This window comes from Arthrobacter sp. DualSoilB13 (assembly GCF_055389195.1).
Genome location: NZ_AP035865.1, coordinates 3,300,084 through 3,316,403 on the forward strand (window position 1 = coordinate 3,300,084; position 16,320 = coordinate 3,316,403).

General features: G+C 61.8%; 13 protein-coding genes. 7 read left to right on the plus strand and 6 right to left on the minus strand.

From position 1 onward, the window contains the following. Positions 1 to 181 precede the first annotated feature (181 nt). Positions 182 to 2,401, plus strand: coding sequence for a S9 family peptidase (locus ACZ5J0_RS15190; RefSeq protein ID WP_464093439.1), 2,220 nt, complete (start codon positions 182 to 184; stop codon positions 2,399 to 2,401). A 60-nt stretch (positions 2,402 to 2,461) separates the two neighbouring features. On the opposite strand, the gene ACZ5J0_RS15195 is transcribed toward ACZ5J0_RS15190, so the two are convergent. Together ACZ5J0_RS15195 and ACZ5J0_RS15200 are read right to left on the minus strand one after the other, a co-directional pair. Beyond that, positions 2,462 to 3,271, minus strand: a complete 810-nt coding sequence (locus tag ACZ5J0_RS15195) for a class I SAM-dependent methyltransferase (protein WP_223940805.1) — start codon at positions 3,269 to 3,271, stop codon at positions 2,462 to 2,464. Between the two features lie 19 nt (positions 3,272 to 3,290). Next, positions 3,291 to 3,674 (minus strand): DUF7793 family protein, encoded by a 384-nt coding sequence (locus ACZ5J0_RS15200; RefSeq protein ID WP_166841768.1) that lies wholly within the window; start codon positions 3,672 to 3,674, stop codon positions 3,291 to 3,293. Between the two features lie 218 nt (positions 3,675 to 3,892). Here ACZ5J0_RS15200 and ACZ5J0_RS15205 point away from each other — a divergent pair, with 218 nt between their 5' ends. Next, positions 3,893 to 5,536, plus strand: coding sequence for an ATP-binding protein (locus ACZ5J0_RS15205; protein WP_142938140.1), 1,644 nt, complete (start codon positions 3,893 to 3,895; stop codon positions 5,534 to 5,536). Positions 5,537 to 5,704: 168 nt separating this feature from the next. Here the strand turns inward: ACZ5J0_RS15205 and ACZ5J0_RS15210 are convergent, their stop codons facing one another. Continuing rightward, positions 5,705 to 5,875 (minus strand): hypothetical protein, encoded by a 171-nt coding sequence (locus ACZ5J0_RS15210; RefSeq protein WP_017199100.1) that lies wholly within the window; start codon positions 5,873 to 5,875, stop codon positions 5,705 to 5,707. A 107-nt stretch (positions 5,876 to 5,982) separates the two neighbouring features. Here ACZ5J0_RS15210 and ACZ5J0_RS15215 point away from each other — a divergent pair, with 107 nt between their 5' ends. Continuing rightward, entirely contained in the window at positions 5,983 to 7,035 is a 1,053-nt protein-coding gene (locus ACZ5J0_RS15215) for a hypothetical protein (protein ID WP_464093440.1), read from the plus strand. Between the two features lie 2 nt (positions 7,036 to 7,037). Then, positions 7,038 to 8,591 carry a putative bifunctional diguanylate cyclase/phosphodiesterase gene (locus ACZ5J0_RS15220; RefSeq protein WP_142938138.1) on the plus strand — a complete coding sequence of 518 codons (1,554 nt, stop codon included), beginning with the start codon at positions 7,038 to 7,040 and terminating at the stop codon, positions 8,589 to 8,591. Here ACZ5J0_RS15220 and ACZ5J0_RS15225 read toward each other — a convergent pair. Further along, entirely contained in the window at positions 8,584 to 9,162 is a 579-nt protein-coding gene (locus tag ACZ5J0_RS15225) for a GNAT family N-acetyltransferase (protein ID WP_142938137.1), read from the minus strand. The two genes, ACZ5J0_RS15220 and ACZ5J0_RS15225, sit on opposite strands and share 8 nt — an antisense overlap. Before the next feature lie 108 nt (positions 9,163 to 9,270). On the opposite strand from ACZ5J0_RS15225, the gene ACZ5J0_RS15230 reads away from it, so the two are divergent. From ACZ5J0_RS15230 to ACZ5J0_RS15240, 3 genes are read left to right on the plus strand one after another with little or no spacing between them, the layout of a single operon-like run. Next, positions 9,271 to 9,729: a hotdog fold thioesterase gene (locus ACZ5J0_RS15230; RefSeq protein WP_464093441.1), complete on the plus strand. Its 459-nt coding sequence runs from the start codon at positions 9,271 to 9,273 to the stop codon at positions 9,727 to 9,729. Positions 9,730 to 9,736: 7 nt separating this feature from the next. Then, complete coding sequence (gene paaK / locus ACZ5J0_RS15235; protein ID WP_464093442.1) at positions 9,737 to 11,086, plus strand: phenylacetate--CoA ligase PaaK; 1,350 nt, start codon at positions 9,737 to 9,739, stop codon at positions 11,084 to 11,086. Positions 11,087 to 11,123: 37 nt separating this feature from the next. Further along, entirely contained in the window at positions 11,124 to 11,726 is a 603-nt protein-coding gene (locus ACZ5J0_RS15240) for a TetR/AcrR family transcriptional regulator (protein ID WP_062071921.1), read from the plus strand. 241 nt (positions 11,727 to 11,967) lie between these two features. Here the strand turns inward: ACZ5J0_RS15240 and paaZ are convergent, their stop codons facing one another. Together paaZ and ACZ5J0_RS15250 are read right to left on the minus strand one after the other, a co-directional pair. Continuing rightward, complete coding sequence (gene paaZ / locus ACZ5J0_RS15245; RefSeq protein ID WP_464093443.1) at positions 11,968 to 14,067, minus strand: phenylacetic acid degradation bifunctional protein PaaZ; 2,100 nt, start codon at positions 14,065 to 14,067, stop codon at positions 11,968 to 11,970. A 211-nt stretch (positions 14,068 to 14,278) separates the two neighbouring features. Continuing rightward, positions 14,279 to 16,189, minus strand: a complete 1,911-nt coding sequence (locus ACZ5J0_RS15250; protein ID WP_464093444.1) for a carboxypeptidase regulatory-like domain-containing protein — start codon at positions 16,187 to 16,189, stop codon at positions 14,279 to 14,281. Positions 16,190 to 16,320 lie beyond the last annotated feature (131 nt).

The window sequence follows — 16,320 nt, forward strand, 5'->3', positions numbered from 1 at the left end:
ATATCCGGGAACGGGGCGTAAATCGTGCTCGCACTATGGAGTGTTGCCACTAGGCAAGTCATGACGCTGGTCCGGCGTGTTGTGCTCCAAGTCATGGGCCACTCTCACAATTCGCCCGCACCCCGGCCGCTCTGAGCGAAATTGCTGGTTCTGTGTCAGAGCCCGTCTATAGAGTGGCCACATGAGCCACACTTCTTCCGTCCCTGCCGCTGCCAAGGAAACTACACTCCAGCCTCCTGTCGCCCAGCAGATTCCCACCCGCCGCGAACATCACGGCGATGTCTTCGTGGACAACTATGAGTGGCTCAGGGACAAGGAATCAGCCGAGGTTGTTGACCACCTCAAAGCAGAGAACGCCTACCAGGAAGCGGTCACGGCGCACCAGGAGCCACTGCGGGAGGCCATGTTCCAGGAGATCAAAGGCCGGACCCAGGAAACGGATCTCTCCGTACCCAGCCGCAAGGATGGCTGGTGGTACCACAGCCGTTCGGTGGAGGGCAAGGAGTACAGCATCCAGTGCCGTGTGCTGGCCAACAACACCGGCGATCCTGTGGCGGACTGGACTCCCCCGGCAGTTGACGCAGGCGTCGCGCTTCCCGGTGAGGAGGTACTCCTGGACGGCAATATCGAGGCAGAAGGCCAGCCGTTCTTCAGCGTCGGCGGTGCCGCCGTGACCGTCGACGGCAACCTGTACGCCTACGCGGTGGACAACTCCGGAGACGAACGCTTCACCTTGCGGATCAAGGATCTGCGCACTGGCGAGCTCCTCCCGGACATCATCGAGGACATCTTCTACGGGGTTGCTTTCTCCCCGGACGGAACCCGCCTTTTCTACACCGTCGTGGATGATTCGTGGCGCCCCTACCAGGTGAAAGCACACCGTCTGGGTACGCCAGTGGCCGAGGATGAAGTCATCTATCAGGAGGACGACGTCGCCATGTGGCTCGGCTTCGACCTCTCCTCCGACCGCCGGCACTTGGTGCTGAGCGTCGGCTGCTCCGAGTTCAGCGAAACGCGGCTGCTCCGCTTCGAGGACTACGACGCCGGACTCACCACCGTCATCTCCCGCGACCACAAGGTTCTCTACGAGGCTGAGCCCTTCCTGCTGGACGGCAAGGAAACACTGCTCCTCACCCACAACAAAGACGCCATCAACTCGATGGTGAGCCTGGTGGACCCGGCCAACCTCACCAAGCCGCTGGCTGAGCAGGACTGGCGCACCGTCGTCGAGCACTCCGACGCCGTTCGTGTCAACGGCGCGGGAGTGACGTCCACGCACTTGGTGTTGTCCGTCCGCAAGGACACCATTGAGCGCGTGCAGGTGATCCCGCTGGCAGGCTTGGGCACGGCGGCTCAGGGGACGCCCGTGGAGCCTGCCTTCGATGAAGAGCTCTACACTGCAGGTGTTGCCGGCTCTGATTACGAAGCCCCGGTGATCCGCATGGGTTATACCTCGTACTTCACGCCGTCCCGCGTCTACGACTTCGTCCTGCCTACAGCCGAACAGCCCCGTGGCGAGCTGCTGCTCCGCAAGGAAAGCCCTGTTTTGGGTGGCTACTCGGCAGCGGATTACGTCGCCACCCGCGAATGGGCAACGGCCGACGACGGCACCCAGGTCCCGCTGTCAGTGCTTCGTCACGCTTCGGTCAAGCAGGATGGCACAGCCGCAGGGTTGGTATACGGCTACGGCTCGTACGAAATGAGCATGGATCCCGGCTTCGGCGTGGCCCGCTTGTCCCTTCTTGACCGCGGAATCGTCATGGTTATTGCCCACATCCGCGGGGGCGGTGAACTGGGACGCACATGGTATGAGGATGGCAAGAAGTTCACCAAGAAGAACACGTTCACCGACTTCATTGCGGCCACGGACTGGCTGGCAGGCTCCGGCTGGGTTGATCCTTCGCGTATTGCTGCAATGGGTGGATCCGCCGGCGGACTGCTCATGGGTGCGGTGGCCAACATGGCGCCGGAGAAGTACGCTGCCGTGGTGGCGCAGGTACCGTTCGTGGATGCTCTGACCACCATCCTGGACCCTGAGCTTCCGCTGTCAGCCTTGGAGTGGGAGGAATGGGGCAACCCCATCACGGACCCCGAGGCGTACGCGTACATGAAGTCCTACACTCCGTACGAGAATGTGAAGGCTGCGGCCTACCCCAAGATCGCTGCCGTGACGTCCTTCAACGACACCAGGGTGCTGTACGTTGAACCGGCCAAGTGGGTCCAGGCACTGCGCTCCGCATCCACCGGTTCCGAGCCGATCGTCATGAAGATCGAAATGGATGGTGGCCACGGCGGCGCATCGGGCCGGTACGTTCAGTGGCGCGAGCGGGCTTGGGATTACGCATTCATCGCCGATTCCCTCGGTGCCACGGAGCTGCTCCCCGGGGCCGGACTCAAATAAGAGTTTTAGTACAGGTGATGCCCTCATGAAGCCTGTCCGGGGGCATCAGCTGCGCTAACCTCAGCTTTGGTGCGCCCTGAGCAGTGCGTAGTAGCCAGGGATGAGATCCGGAGACGTTGGGTTGCTCAACGGGCGTGTCTCGATGCTCGCTGAACCGTCCCGCACGAGGTTCCAATCCGCCGTCGGGAAGGCCTTTGCCCGTTGCGTAGCACCGAAGCGGCCAGGCATAGGCAGTCCCCGGATGGCTCCCTCAAGCGGAGCCGGAATGAATTTCCGTGTGGCCCCGAGGTGGCTGACATAGTCCACGGGGGTGCCCGGGAAGTTGGTCTCGGCCAGGAAAACGCCACCGCGGGCCCCGACGACGGGCAGCAGGTTTGCGGCCAAAGCGGCCTGGCCATTGCGGTCCAGTACGTGCAGAACACCTCGGATGAACACGTTTGCGTTTCCCGTCCAGCCCGCAGCTTCAAGGGCCTTTCCCACCGTCTGCGCAGCGTCAGGTGCCGTCATGTCGCACACGGCGAACGACGCCGTCGTGATTCCTGCTGCTTCCTGCCGTGCGCGGTCCACTGCGTTGGCGGAGTAGTCGAGCCCCAATGCGTGCGGGAAATGCTGGGCCAGTAGCCGGGTGAAACTGCCGTTCCCGCACCCAACATCCACTATGGGGATCGTAGGATCCAACAGCTGCAGGTGGGGAAGATAGCTGTTCAATTCATGAGCGCTTCCCGAGTCCCACAGGACATCGCCGGCGGCACCGGTGGAACGGATTCTGCCCCAATACTGGTCCCAGGCCGTGAGCGGATCCTTGGGGGCGGCCGAGGAAAGCCTGATGAGCCGGGGTATCAGCAGGTACTTTCGGAGAGCGGAGATCATGCTCCAAATATATGGGGCGCTACGCCTCCACCAGCCACTCCAACGCTTCTGTTTCGGACGTGAAGAACTTGGTAGGGCATGGCGGCTTCATGATGCCCAGGAAGAAATTGGCAATAACCCTGTCCACCGGGGATGAACCCCAGAGAGCGATCCGGGACGCCTGGCAGGGTTTGGCAAAAACTGATCGGGCACCCCTGGTGACATCGTCCGTTGTTGCCATGTCAACAATCATGGGGTGCCTGTCCGTTCCGCAGAGTTCGTTGACCTTGTCCATGGCCCTCTGCGCGTCCCGTTCCTGGATCCGGGCGCCACGCGGCCATGTCAGGCGCAGTATCCCTGGCTGTTCGAGCTCCAATTCGAACATCACTTCCTGGTGGTCTTGCGGTGTAGCTGGGTGGTCCACAATTCTCCTCGCACATTCAAGGCAGCTGCAGGGAAACCCGGAATGGATCGCCCCTCGCTCATTCCCTCAAGGCTGTCTAATCCCGGAGCCAAAGTAAAGGTGTGACCCGCGACTCAAAAGCACATTTCCGGTTGGGCGGCCGCTGGCCGCGATGCCGCTGATAGTGTGTTGCCAAATCCTGAAATAATGCGCACAAGTGGTGGAACGGAAGGGGCTCAGTGGGCGAGACCGTTGCCGGGGAACAGCATGCCTCGCGTTCGGCAGTCGTAGCGGACTCCAACCATGACCGCATGGCGGCCACTACATCCGCGCTACACGCCGCGGGTTTCCAGGTCTTTTCTGCCAAGGATTCTGCGTCCATGGCCCACCACCTTCAACAGCAACACCCCTCGGTGGTGGTGGCGGAGAACGCTCTCGCTCATGGACTGGGCATCCTTGGAGCTCCCGTGCTGCTCCTTCTTGATGAGCAGGAGTCGGTGGACCTTGAAGAAGTGGAGTCCTGGCGCGTAGCGGACTACGTCATCAACCCCCCGCGTCCAGGGGAACTGGTCCACCGGGTGGAGACCCTGATTGGCCGGGCACGGGAACGCTCACGTTCCCGGGGCGAAGTCGAAGCGCTGCGGGAAAGCCTCCGCAACGTCTCTTCGGCAATCCGGCAGACCAACGATCCGCAACTCATCGCAGAGCACGTGGTTCGAGGATTTGGTGAGGCCTTGGACGTGGACCACGTCTGGTTCGCCACTTTCCGTGATGAACGGGTACCCAGTATCCGGGCACAATGGAACCGGCCCGGTCTGCCGCTCCTGCCCGCCAAGTTAGGCGAGAGCGGGGACATCATCACCCAGACGGCCAACAAGCTATGGTCCGACGCCGATGTCCTGGCTGTGGAGGACCACCGCGAATTCCCCGATTCAGAAATCGCAAAGGCACTGAGAGGATGGTCCGGAGAGCTCAAGCCGGTCTCCACTGTGCTGCTTCCCGTGGGCGAAGGCGCCTCCGCCATGGGAATCATCCTCTTGTCCACGGTGAAGGAGCGGCACGACTGGACCCGTCCGGAAATCGCCTTGATGCAGCACGTCGCCGGAAACGTAGCCCACGGGCTCATCCAAGGCCACCTCATCAGCGCCCAACAGCGCGTCCTGCACCAGCTAAGGCAGCTCGATAAGGCCAAGACTGACTTCCTGGCCACCGTAAACCATGAACTGCGGACGCCCCTGACGTCCATCACCGCCTACTTGGACATGATCCAGGACGGTTCCGGCGGCCCGGTTCCCGACGGCATCAGGAAAATGCTGGAAGTCATAGCCCGGAACTCAAACCGCCTGCGCAGGCTCATTGAGGACATGCTCACCGTCTCCATGCAGGACGGCAGCAACTTGGACCTCAAACCGGTTGATATAGACAAACTCCTCCAAGTGGTGGTGGCAACGCTCCGTCCCCTGGCCGAATCCCGCCACGTTTCCGTGTCCTTCACGGAGGCCGCCGAGGATATTGAGGTCACGGCAGACGAAGCCAAGCTGGAACAGGTGTTCACGAACATCGTGGCCAACGCCATCAAGTTCACCCCCGAGGGCGGCCGCGTTGGCATCACCAGCGCCATGTCCGCGTTCGAGGATGGCGGCCCCGCAGCCCTCGTCCGGATAGCGGACAACGGCCTTGGCATCCCTGAGCACGACCTCCCCCACATCCTGACCAGGTTCTACCGCGCTTCCAACGCCACCTCAGCGGCAGTGCCGGGGAGCGGACTGGGGCTGGCAATCGCCAATGACATCATCAGCCGTCACATGGGACGTATGGCCTTCGACTCCATCCTTGGGTCCGGGACCACGGTGTCGGTGGAGTTGCCGGTGGGCGGGCCGTAGTTGTGAATTGCGAGCCAGCGGCTGTGACATCCGAGTCAACGCGGGGCCCAAAAAATTTGGGCTCCCGTCACTAATAGTCGACATCTGGCGAAACAAAACTGATGCCCCGGGCAGCAGCCCGGGGCATCAATTCAGCTAATGAGGCCTTGAGAGGCGCTCCCCCAATGTTTAGTTCGGCCACCAACCGATGCTGGTGGTGTTCGTCTTACCTGTGGTGGTGCTGTTCGGCCACCAGCCAATTGCCGTGCTGTCCTGCGTAGGCTCGGCATTGGCCGGGGCAGCGAAACCGGTGACTGCCAGAACCGCCGCCATGAGCAGGGTTGCCGCAAATTTTTTCATCCGCTATGCCCTTTCGTACTGATGCGAATTTGTTGACCGTGACTTGAATAAAGTCACGGGGCAAACTATACGAGCTTTTCTTCCGCAATGACATGGATAATGGGCATATGCAAAGTCCACACCTGGCCCCCCACCTTGTTGCCGGACTCAATGCACGCGCCAAATGGAAGGTGCGGGACTTTGACGAGGCCTTCAGTCTGGCTGCAGAGGCTGCCGAACTGGCCCGCGACGCCGGCGACGAAACCGCTTGGTGGAACATGCGCTACTTGCAGGCGGAGTGCCTGCGCGATCAAGGAAGCATCGAAGAATATCTGGCACTGGCCATCACACTGAATGAGCACAGTCTTACCGCTACCTCCCCCGAGCTCGGGGCCAAGGCTGGAACGATGGTGGCCATTGGGTTGCAAGGCCTAGGCCGGCTTGCCGAAGCTGCAACCGTGGCAGCAGACGCGGCAAAACTCGCTGCCGCGGACCCCGATCTCCTCTACGTCCAGGTCCTGGCCCAGCGCGCCCTGATCGCGGCCTTGGCGGAGAGCCGGCTGCTGGATGATGCATGGCGGGAATGTCTTGTCCTGGAGACCTTGATTACCGACGACGTTGATGAAGACACAGCGGGCAAGGGTTATTGGGTGATCGGTAACGTTGCTTTTCTGGCGGACCGGGTAGCGGATGGGGGCCGGTACCACGATCTGGCCGCCGAAAGGCTTTCACCGTCCAAAGATGTTGATTTGTGGGCACGTTTCAACCGCGCTTCAGCCGAAATGCGCCTGCAGGCAAAACTCGGTGACGCGGCCACACTTCGCTGCATTGAGCGGGCAGAACTGGCTACCGACATTGTGGGTGGATCCGAGCGGGACCACCTGGAAATGTCCTTGGTCCGCGCTCATTGGAATTACCTGGCCGGTGATATGCATGAAGCTTTGGCCATCCTGGAACCGCTGTGTGCCCGCTCCTCTATTTTGGCTACGCAAACATCCGCCGAAGCGCATTTTCTTTTTGGGCGGACTTTGCTGGAATCACAACGACTTGAAGAAAGCCTCACGGCATTCGAAGAAGCAGCCATACTCTTCGAACAGGCCGCCTTGCCGGAGCGCAGCGCAGCCGTCCGCGAACACCTTCGGCAAAGTGTCAGTCGCCGGGGCGGGCCACACGGGAAGTGAGCATGCCTGACGCAGAATCGTACTCCGCGAACGACCCCCGCTTGGGGCTACTTCTTGAGGGCATTGTGAGGTTGGCCGCGGGTGACCTGCACACCAGGATTGAAGTGTCCGATGCCCGGGACGAAATTGACGCCGTGATCATGGGGACCAACCTCTTGGCCGAAGACCTGCAGATCGTCTACGAAGAACTCGAGCAAAGGGTGCAGGCCCGCACACGGCAGCTCAATGAAGCCCATCTGGCAATGCAGCGGATGGCAATGACCGATCCCCTGACAGGCTTGAGCAACCGCTCCGCTTTCGCCAACGCCCTGAGCGAGGCCCAGGCTCATGGCGTGCTGGGCAACCAACGGCCCGCAATCCTGTTGCTGGACATGGACGGGTTCAAAGCCATCAACGATTCCCTGGGGCACACCATCGGTGACAAGGTCCTGGAAACAGTAGCCACGCGTATCAGCGGCGCGGTTCGCGAACAGGACATGGTGGCGCGCATGGGCGGAGACGAGTTCGCTGTCCTGCTTCCCGGCGTGACGCCTTCGGAGGCCAGCGCCATCGGCAGCCGTATCCTCACCGCTGTGGCGGATGTGATGGAGATTGAGGGCCAACACCTTCGCTGCGGGGTCAGCATGGGTCTTCGAATGGCCGATCCTGGCCATCGTGCGGAGGAACTCATGATGGAAGCGGACATTGCCATGTACGAGTCCAAGGCCAACGGACGCGGCAAGCTCAAGGTGTTCGAACCTGACATGCTGCTTGCCCGGCAAATGCGGAATCAGATGGTGGGCGAACTCAAAGAGGCGATCGCCGGTTCTCAGTTGGTGCTCTATTACCAGCCGATCATCAGGCTGGACACCCGCGGGATTGAGGGCGTGGAAGCCTTGGTCCGGTGGAACCACCCCACCCGTGGGATCATCATGCCCGACGAGTTCATCCCCATTGCCGAGGAAACGGGCATGATTTCCGATCTGGGCGGGTGGGTGCTCCGCACCGCCGTCGAGCAGTTGAAACAATGGCGCAGCGACCCCCTGACCTCGGCCCACGACTTCAGCATGCGCATCAATGTTTCAGCGGCGGACCTGCAGCGGCTGGAGTTCATTGAGGACGTACGCGAGGCCCTCTCTTCAGCCGGACTGGACCCGTCGCTGCTGGTCCTGGAGCTGACCGAAAGTGCTGTTATTCAAGGAAACGACCTGGACCGTTACACGCTCAACAGCCTCCGGCGCCTCGGAGTGGGGTTGGAAATCGACGACTTCGGCACGGGCTACTCCTCCATCAGTTACTTGCGCCAACTGCCCGTGGACACGGTCAAAGTGGACCGGACGCTCCTTTCGGCCTTGGGCAGCGACCCCGCACAACCGGCTCTCCTGGCTGCTGTCCTGCAATTGATCCGCGCCTGCGGACTGGCGGCAGTGTGGGAAGGCATCGAAAGCGCTGAGCAAGCGGAGTATCTGCTGAGCATCGGTTGCACCAGCGGCCAGGGATACTATTTCAGCCGTCCGCTGCCTGAGGCGCAGTTGACCGAACAACTAAAGCACCACAAGACCTGGCCCGTCAGCTGATGGTCCGCGTCCAAGGGTGGTGCCGGGTGCGCCATTCGGAGTCCAGGATGGCGTAGATGTTCTCCGTGGCCCACTTGCCCTTGTAGTGCCAGTTGTCCACCAGAGTTGCTTCAAGCCGCATACCCAGGCGTTTGGCGACGCCGGCAGATCCTTCATTGAGGGCATCCAGCTTGGCATCCACGCGGTGGAATGACAGTTTCTCAAAGGCCAGCCTTAGCACGGCCTCCGCTGCCTCAGTGGCGATTCCGTGGCCCTGGGCATCAGGGTGGAGGATCCAGCCCAGCTCAGCTTGCCCGGTTCCTTCAAGCCACTTCAGCACAACCTCGCCCATCAGACCCGGATGGTCCTGGCGCTCGATGGCAAGGCACACCCAGTCCCCTTCCTGCTGGAACTCGAAGTTCGCGTAGCGGCCAAGGACTTCCATGGACTTGGTTTTGCTCAGCTCGTTACGTAGGAGGAACCGCGCAGTTTGGGGAAGGGACTGGTATCCATGGAACCGCTCAAGGTCCTCGGCCTCGAAGCGCCGCAGGATGAGTCGATCGGTGGTGATGGGAAGCTCAATTTCGGGCATGCTTCCGAGGCTACTAGGTGCAGGCGATTCGTGGTCCAGCCTTGACACGTGGCGCGATCTGGGATTACCTAATGAACATTCGGTAAATAAAGCTGGAGGCAATGACGCATGGTTGAAACAACCCTCTCCGGTGCACAGCACCACATCCTGACGAACGACTACGCGTCTGAATGGATGGGCATTGAGGTCCTCAAACTCGACGACGGCCACGCCACCATCCGCATGCACCTCCGTCAGGAAATGCTCAACGGATTCGGCATGGCCCACGGCGGAATGATCTTCGCCTTCGGTGACACAGCCTTCGCCCTGGCCTGCAACCCGGCCAACCCCACGCCCAAGCAAGCCGCCAACATCACGGTGGCGTCCGGCGTCGACATCAACTTCATCAAGCCCGCGTTCCAAGGCCAGGTGATCACCGCCGTCGCCAACCGCCGTGCGAGCACCGGCCGAAGCGGCCTCTACGACATCCAGATCTACGCGACCAACGCCGACGCCGCCCCCGACACCGAGCCCGGAGAACTCATTGCTGAGTTCCGTGGCCGCAGCCGCACCATCTCCAGGAAGTAGGAATCCCATGACGCAGAACACCGTGGCCGCACCCGCAGCTTCCTCCTCCAAGGAGGCCGACGCCGTGCTGGACCGTGAAGAGACCATCTCCCGCGACGAACTCGAGGCCCTGCAGCTCACGCGCCTCCAGCACACGGTGGCGTACGCCTACGATCGCGTGCCGCTGTACAAACGGAAGTTCGATGAGGCCGGCGTGCACCCCTCGGACCTCCGCGAGCTCAGCGACCTTGGAAAATTCCCGTACACCACCAAGGAAGACCTCCGCCTGGAGTACCCCTTTGGCATGTTCGCCGTCCCGCAGGACCAAGTGGCACGCATCCACGCCAGCTCCGGAACCACCGGCCGGCCCACCGTTGTTGGCTACACCAAGAACGACCTCGCCAACTGGGCAACCCTGGTGGCCCGTTCCTTCCGCGCCTCCGGTGTCCGCCCCGGCATGAAGGTCCACAACGCCTACGGCTACGGCCTGTTCACCGGCGGCCTGGGCGCGCACGCAGGCGCTGAAGCGCTCGGCTGCACCGTCATTCCCATCTCCGGAGGCCAGACCGAACGCCAGATCCAGCTCATCCAGGACTTCAAGCCGGACGCCATTCTGGCCACACCCACATACCTGCTGACCATCGCCGATGCCATGCAGCACCAAGGCATCGACCCCACGTCCACGTCGCTCAAGTACGCCGTTCTGGGCGCCGAACCGTGGACTGAAGAGATGCGCCACGAGCTGGAAACCACCATGAACATCAAGGCCTCGGACATCTACGGGCTCTCCGAAGTCATGGGCCCTGGCGTGGCCGGCGAAGCCGTTGAAACGCAGGACGGCTGCCACATCTGGGAGGATCACTTCCGCCCGGAAATCATCGATCCGTTCGACCACTCCACAGTCCTGGCCGACGGCGAACCCGGCGAGCTCGTCTTCACTTCCCTCACCAAGGAAGCGCTGCCGATCATCCGCTACCGCACCAAGGACCTCACCCGCCTGCTCCCCGGTACCGCACGTCCCGCGCACCGCCGCATGGGCCGCATCACCGGCCGCAGCGACGACATGATCATTCTTCGAGGCGTGAACCTGTTCCCGTCACAGATCGAGGAAATCGCGCTCCGCATCCCGGAGCTCAGCCCGCACTTCCAGCTGGAAATCACCCGCCCCGAAGGCAAGCGCATGGATTCGCTGACCGTCAAGATCGAGCGCCGCGAGAACGTCCCGTCCGAGGCAGGCACGACGGCGGCACACACCTTGCGCGAGCAGATCAAGATTCACGTTGGGTCATCTTGCGTAGTAGACGTTGTAGAGCCCGGTTCCCTGGAACGGTCCAACGGCAAGCTTCGCCGGATCTACGACATGCGACCCAAGGGCTGAGCACCTTCCACCACTGAGATCGTGAGAAAATGCCAGCATGCCTACTGAGACCACCACCAAGCGCGGACGGCCCGGTTATGACCAGCAGTCGGTGCTCCGCATCGCCGTCGACGTCTTCAACCGCCACGGGTACGACGCAACGTCCATGGGCATCCTGGCTGAGAACCTCGGGATCTCAAAGTCAGCCATTTACCACCACGTGCCGTCCAAGGGCGATCTGCTGAAGCTCGCCCTGGACCACGCGTTGGGTGGCCTGGAAGCCATCCTGGAGGAGCCGTCCGCTACATCCGGGCCTGCTGATGCGCGGCTGGAGTTCGTGCTTCGCCAGACCATTGCCGTGCTGGTGGACCGGTTGCCGTTCGTGACCTTGCTCCTGCGTTTGAGGGGCAACACGGAGATCGAGCGCAACGCCCTGGAACGCCGCCGCGCCTTCGACCACAAAGTGGCCGAGCTGATTGCCGCTGCCCGGGAAGACGGCTCCCTGCGCCAGGACATTGATCCCCGCACCGTTACACGCCTGCTGTTCGGCACCATCAACTCGATCGTGGAGTGGTACAAGCCCGGCGGCTCGCTGTCCCCGGAAAAGCTCGCCGACGACGTGATCACCATGGCCTTCGACGGCCTCCACACGGCCGCCTGACGCTCTCTCACATCCCACCCCCTCTCGGCCACCCCTCTCTCACATCCCACGGTGGCGGGCGTGACGATGCCCTGTGCCGCCGTCGTCGTGAAATTCGTATCGGCCGCCCTCCTCCGGAACGACGAAACGCCTTTCCGCATTGAAGCGGAAAGGCGTTTTGTCGTTGCTGCTAGAGCGTCCCGGCCAAACCCGAGGGATCTGAGAGAGGGACCCGCCCAAACCCGAGGGATGTGCGAGAGGGTTACTTCTCCACGAGGGTCAGGACATCGTAGGTGGCCACAATTTCGTCGTTCTGGTTGGTCAGGACGGCGTCCCAGGCTACCTCTCCGTATTCGTCGGTCTCGCGAGGCGTGATCTTCTTGGCTGTCAGCGTGACCCGAATGGAGTCGCCGGCGGCAACAGGGGTGATGAAGCGAAGGTTCTCCAGGCCATAGTTGGCCAGCACGGGACCCGGAGCGGGCTCAACGAAGAGTCCGGCAGCCCAGCTCAGCAGCAGGTAGCCGTGGGCCACGATGCCGGGGAAGAACGGGTTGGCTTCTGCGGCTTCCTCGTTGGTGTGCGCGTAAAACGTGTCACCAGTGGAGTTGGCGAAGGCAGTGATGTCTTCGAGAGTGACCTCACGGAGTTCCGAACGCACGGCATCACCGATCCGCAACGTGGACAGGTGCTTCCGGAAGGGGTGCTCGCCTTCGGTCTCCACGGTGAAGTTCCGGTCAGCGCCGGTGTGCCAAAGACCGGTAACTGCGGTCAGCATGTTCGGTGATCCCTGAATGGCTGTGCGCTGCATGTGGTGCATGACAGAGCGGATACCGCCAAGCTCCTCACCGCCGCCGGCACGCCCGGGGCCGCCGTGGACCAAGTGCGGGACCGGGGATCCGTGGCCCGTGGATGACCGGGCGTCTTCACGGTTGAGCATGTGGACGCGTCCGTGGTGGGCAGCGATGCCGAGCACCAGCTCCCGAGCAACAGCGGGATCGTTGGTGCAGACCGATGCCACCAACGAGCCGGAACCACGGGCTGCCAAGCGAATGGCGTCGGAAAGATCCGAGTACCCGATCACTGAGGAAACCGGCCCGAAGGCCTCCAACGAGTGAACTTCTTCGGCTTCGGCGTCTGCCCAGCTCAGGAGGACCGGGGACATGAACGCGCCGTCTTCCACTACGCCTACGGTGCCGCCGACGGAAGTGACCGACGGCGAATCGAGAGATCCGTACGCAAGCTCACCACCGGCGTCGAGCATGGACTGAACGGCGGCGCGAACGTCAGCGAGCTGTTCCAGCGACGCCAAGGCGCCCATGGTGACGCCCTCGGCGCGGGGATCGCCAATCACGACGCGCTCGTTGATGCGCGCGCCGATGGCGGCTGCGACGTCGGACGTCAGCTCCTGCGGGACGATGACGCGTCGGATGGCCGTGCACTTCTGGCCCGCCTTGACGGTCATCTCAGTGACAACTGCCTTGATGAAAGCGTCGAACTCGGGGGTGCCCGGAACGGCGTCTGGTCCGAGGATTGCGGCGTTCAGGGAGTCGGTTTCGGACGTGAAACGGACGCCGCCCTGGACCACATTCTTGTGGCCCTTCAGCGAGTTGGCAGTGGATGCCGAGCCCGTGAAGGAGACGAGGTCACGGTAGTCGAGCTCGTCCAGGATGGTGCGGGCGGAACCGGAAATCAACTGGAGCGAACCTGCGGGCAGGATGCCGGACTCAACGATTGCCTTGACCGCTGCGGCGGCAACGTAGCCCGTGGGCGTTGCCGGCTTCACGATGGTGGGGACACCGGCCAGGAACGCGGGAGCGAACTTCTCCAGCATGCCCCAGACCGGGAAGTTGAACGCGTTGATTTGGACGGCAACGCCGGGAATCCGGGTGTAGATGTGTTCGGCGACGAACGATCCGTCCTTGGACAGCGTCTCCATGGGACCGTCCACCACAACCTGCGAGTTGGGCAGTTCGCGCCGCCCCTTGGAGCCGAACGTGAAGAGCACGCCGATGCCGCCGTCAATGTCGATCATGTTGTCGATCTTGGTGGCACCGCTCTGCGAAGAGGATTCATAGAGCTCTTCGCGACGGCCGTTGAGGTACATGGCCAGCTCTTTGAGCTTGAGCGCGCGCTGGTGGAACGTCAGCTTGCCAAGTTCCGTTTGGCCGGTGGTGCGGCCGTGATTGACGACGGCGGCAAGGTCCAGTCCGTCGGTGCTGACGTTGGCCAGGACCTCTCCGGTGCTGGCATCACGGACCGGGACTCTCTTGGCATCGGGTGCCGGCGTCCACCAGGCATCCTGGACGTAGCTGGGAACGGTTGCAACGGCTGTGGTTTCCGGGGCGACTGCGGTAGTGGTCATCGTCGACGGGTCCTTCCAAGGCACGTGAAATCGGCACGGTCATTGCTGACTGGAGCCAACATTACTGACCGGCCGTTCGGTAATATATACAGGGTACATGAATGCCCGGTGGAGTACAGCAGGAATTTCTTATGCTCGCCCCGGATACGGCGAAGGGCCGGCCTCCATAGCGGGAGACCGACCCTTCGCATTGCTGGCACACGCAGTATGGCTACGAGGATCCGAACTTGGTGTTGTAGCGGAACATGAACGCTGCCATGGCATCACGGTTCACCGGGAGCAAAGGCTTGAACGCCTTGCCACCCCCTTCGGCCCAACCCGTGGAAATGCCCTGAGCTGCGAGCCAGGTGATCTCCTTGTAGAACTGGGCGCCGACGGGGACATCGTTGAAAGGCGACGTCGCCGGCGCAATGAACTCGGGCTGCTCAGCCAAGCGGTACATGAACGCAGCCATCGCGTCACGATTCACGGGCTGCAACGGCCGGTATGTCCTGGTCTTGTCAGCCTCTTCCCAACCGGTGGAGATGCCCTTGTCTGCAAGCCAGGTGATCTCCTTGTAGAACTTCGCATCAACCGGGAGGTCAGCGAAGGGGGAAACTGCGGGCGGTGTGAACTCAGGCTCACCCGACAACCTGTACATGAACGCAGCCATCGCGTCACGGTTCACAGGGGTCAGGGGCTGGTAAGTCCTGGACCCATTAGCTTCCCAGCCAGTGGAGATTCCGGCGTTGGCCAGCCAAAGGATTTCATCCTGGAACTGGGCTCCGAGGGGAACATCGTCAAAGCCCCGAGTACCCTGCGTGGCAGTGGCGTAACTCAGTGTCCCAAGGTTCGTGTTCTGGCCCACGAATGAGGAAACAGACCTGGCGTTGGCCTCGGTGAGGACATTGCCGGAGTAGATCGGCTCCGCCCCCTCGGGCTCAGCCACCACGAAGTAGAGTCCCGTGGTCAGGCCTGTGACATTGAAGGTACCGTCCGCTGCGGTGTAGGAAAAACGAGTCACAAGCGAATCGTCCTTGGTGTAAACGTTGACTCGGACACCGCTCAAGGGTGCTCCGGTGGATCCAAGGATCTTTCCCGTAAGGGTTCCGCCCTGGCGAACGGTTGCGTTGACGCTGTTCAAGGCCTGTCCGGCGGCCACGGTCACCGGCGTTGCGTTACCCGCGCCCCCGGACTCGGGAAGATCCCTATAAAGCTGTGCCTCGTATTTGGACAAGAAACCCTTGGTCCGATTGAACTGAACCTTATACGTGCCAGGCAGCAGGTTCTTCAGCGCGTAGGTGGTCTGGGAGGTTTCCATGACCGTTGACGCTGCAACAGTGCCGTCTTGGGCAATGGCAGTAATGCTCATGCCCGGACCACTCATAGTGGGGCCAGGGGCGGGGGCACCCGCGATGGAGCCTCCGATAGTGGCAGCCGCAACGGCAGTGTCCTGGACACCAGCGAGTTGCTGTCCTTCAGTAACCGTCACTGACTGTGAGCTCCCGACTCCCGCAACACCGCCATGCCACATGTTCGCCCACCCACCCTGGGCTTGGAACTGAATCTTGTAAGTGCCCGGCGCGAGGCCACCCACCACATAGTTTCCGGAGTCCGAGCTTTGGAGAAATGCATTCCCCGCGTAGCCGCTGTTCGCGTAGTCAGGACCCTTGATGACATTAACCTGACCGGTAAAGGCAGCAGAGCCAGCCGGAACGGAGATCTTTCCGGAAATGAAGGCTGCTGGCTTCAGCGTCTGGTTGATGCCCGTGGTGGTGGCACCCCCGGTGACGCTAACGAGGGTCTTGGCACCATCCGGGGATGTTGAATAGTGGGCATTCACCACCGGCGAAGGCTGGGGAAAGTAGTTGAAGTTGACCCAAACGCTCCCCGCCGGAAGCCCACTAACCGTGAACGTTCCGTCCGAAGCCACAGTCGCCGTTTGGTAATAACCGACTTCGGGGCCGGCGAAGACAGTTATCTTGGTGGCATCCACGCCCGCGGGCACAGTGACCGTTCCTGAAATACTGCCTGTAGCAGCTGCAAACGCCGGGGATGCGATCCCGGCAGGCAATGCACCCAAAATGAGTGCTGCTAAAAGTGTGAGTGCGAGCCGGTAGCGGCCGCGAGAATAACCCCTCATGGGTCCCCCATGTTTCATGCGAACGAAGGGGCCGCAAATGGCGGCCCCTCGCGATCCTAGTCGAGAAATAGATCTCTTCTAAACGCCGTTTTTTGAACTTGGCTCTTAAACCGAAAGAGTTGGTCCCGGAT

What these genes read in the sequence shown, in the direction of transcription:
- ACZ5J0_RS15190 (WP_464093439.1), top strand. Translation starts at nt 182, where the DNA reads ATGAGCCACACTTCTTCCGTCCCTGCCGCTGCCAAGGAAACTACACTC.
- ACZ5J0_RS15195 (WP_223940805.1), bottom strand. Translation starts at nt 3,271, where the DNA reads ATGATCTCCGCTCTCCGAAAGTACCTGCTGATACCCCGGCTCATCAGG.
- ACZ5J0_RS15210 (WP_017199100.1), bottom strand. Translation starts at nt 5,875, where the DNA reads ATGAAAAAATTTGCGGCAACCCTGCTCATGGCGGCGGTTCTGGCAGTC.
- ACZ5J0_RS15215 (WP_464093440.1), top strand. Translation starts at nt 5,983, where the DNA reads ATGCAAAGTCCACACCTGGCCCCCCACCTTGTTGCCGGACTCAATGCA.
- ACZ5J0_RS15220 (WP_142938138.1), top strand. Translation starts at nt 7,038, where the DNA reads ATGCCTGACGCAGAATCGTACTCCGCGAACGACCCCCGCTTGGGGCTA.
- ACZ5J0_RS15225 (WP_142938137.1), bottom strand. Translation starts at nt 9,162, where the DNA reads ATGCCCGAAATTGAGCTTCCCATCACCACCGATCGACTCATCCTGCGG.
- ACZ5J0_RS15230 (WP_464093441.1), top strand. Translation starts at nt 9,271, where the DNA reads ATGGTTGAAACAACCCTCTCCGGTGCACAGCACCACATCCTGACGAAC.
- paaK (WP_464093442.1), top strand. Translation starts at nt 9,737, where the DNA reads ATGACGCAGAACACCGTGGCCGCACCCGCAGCTTCCTCCTCCAAGGAG.
- ACZ5J0_RS15240 (WP_062071921.1), top strand. Translation starts at nt 11,124, where the DNA reads ATGCCTACTGAGACCACCACCAAGCGCGGACGGCCCGGTTATGACCAG.
- paaZ (WP_464093443.1), bottom strand. Translation starts at nt 14,067, where the DNA reads ATGACCACTACCGCAGTCGCCCCGGAAACCACAGCCGTTGCAACCGTT.
- ACZ5J0_RS15250 (WP_464093444.1), bottom strand. Translation starts at nt 16,189, where the DNA reads ATGAGGGGTTATTCTCGCGGCCGCTACCGGCTCGCACTCACACTTTTA.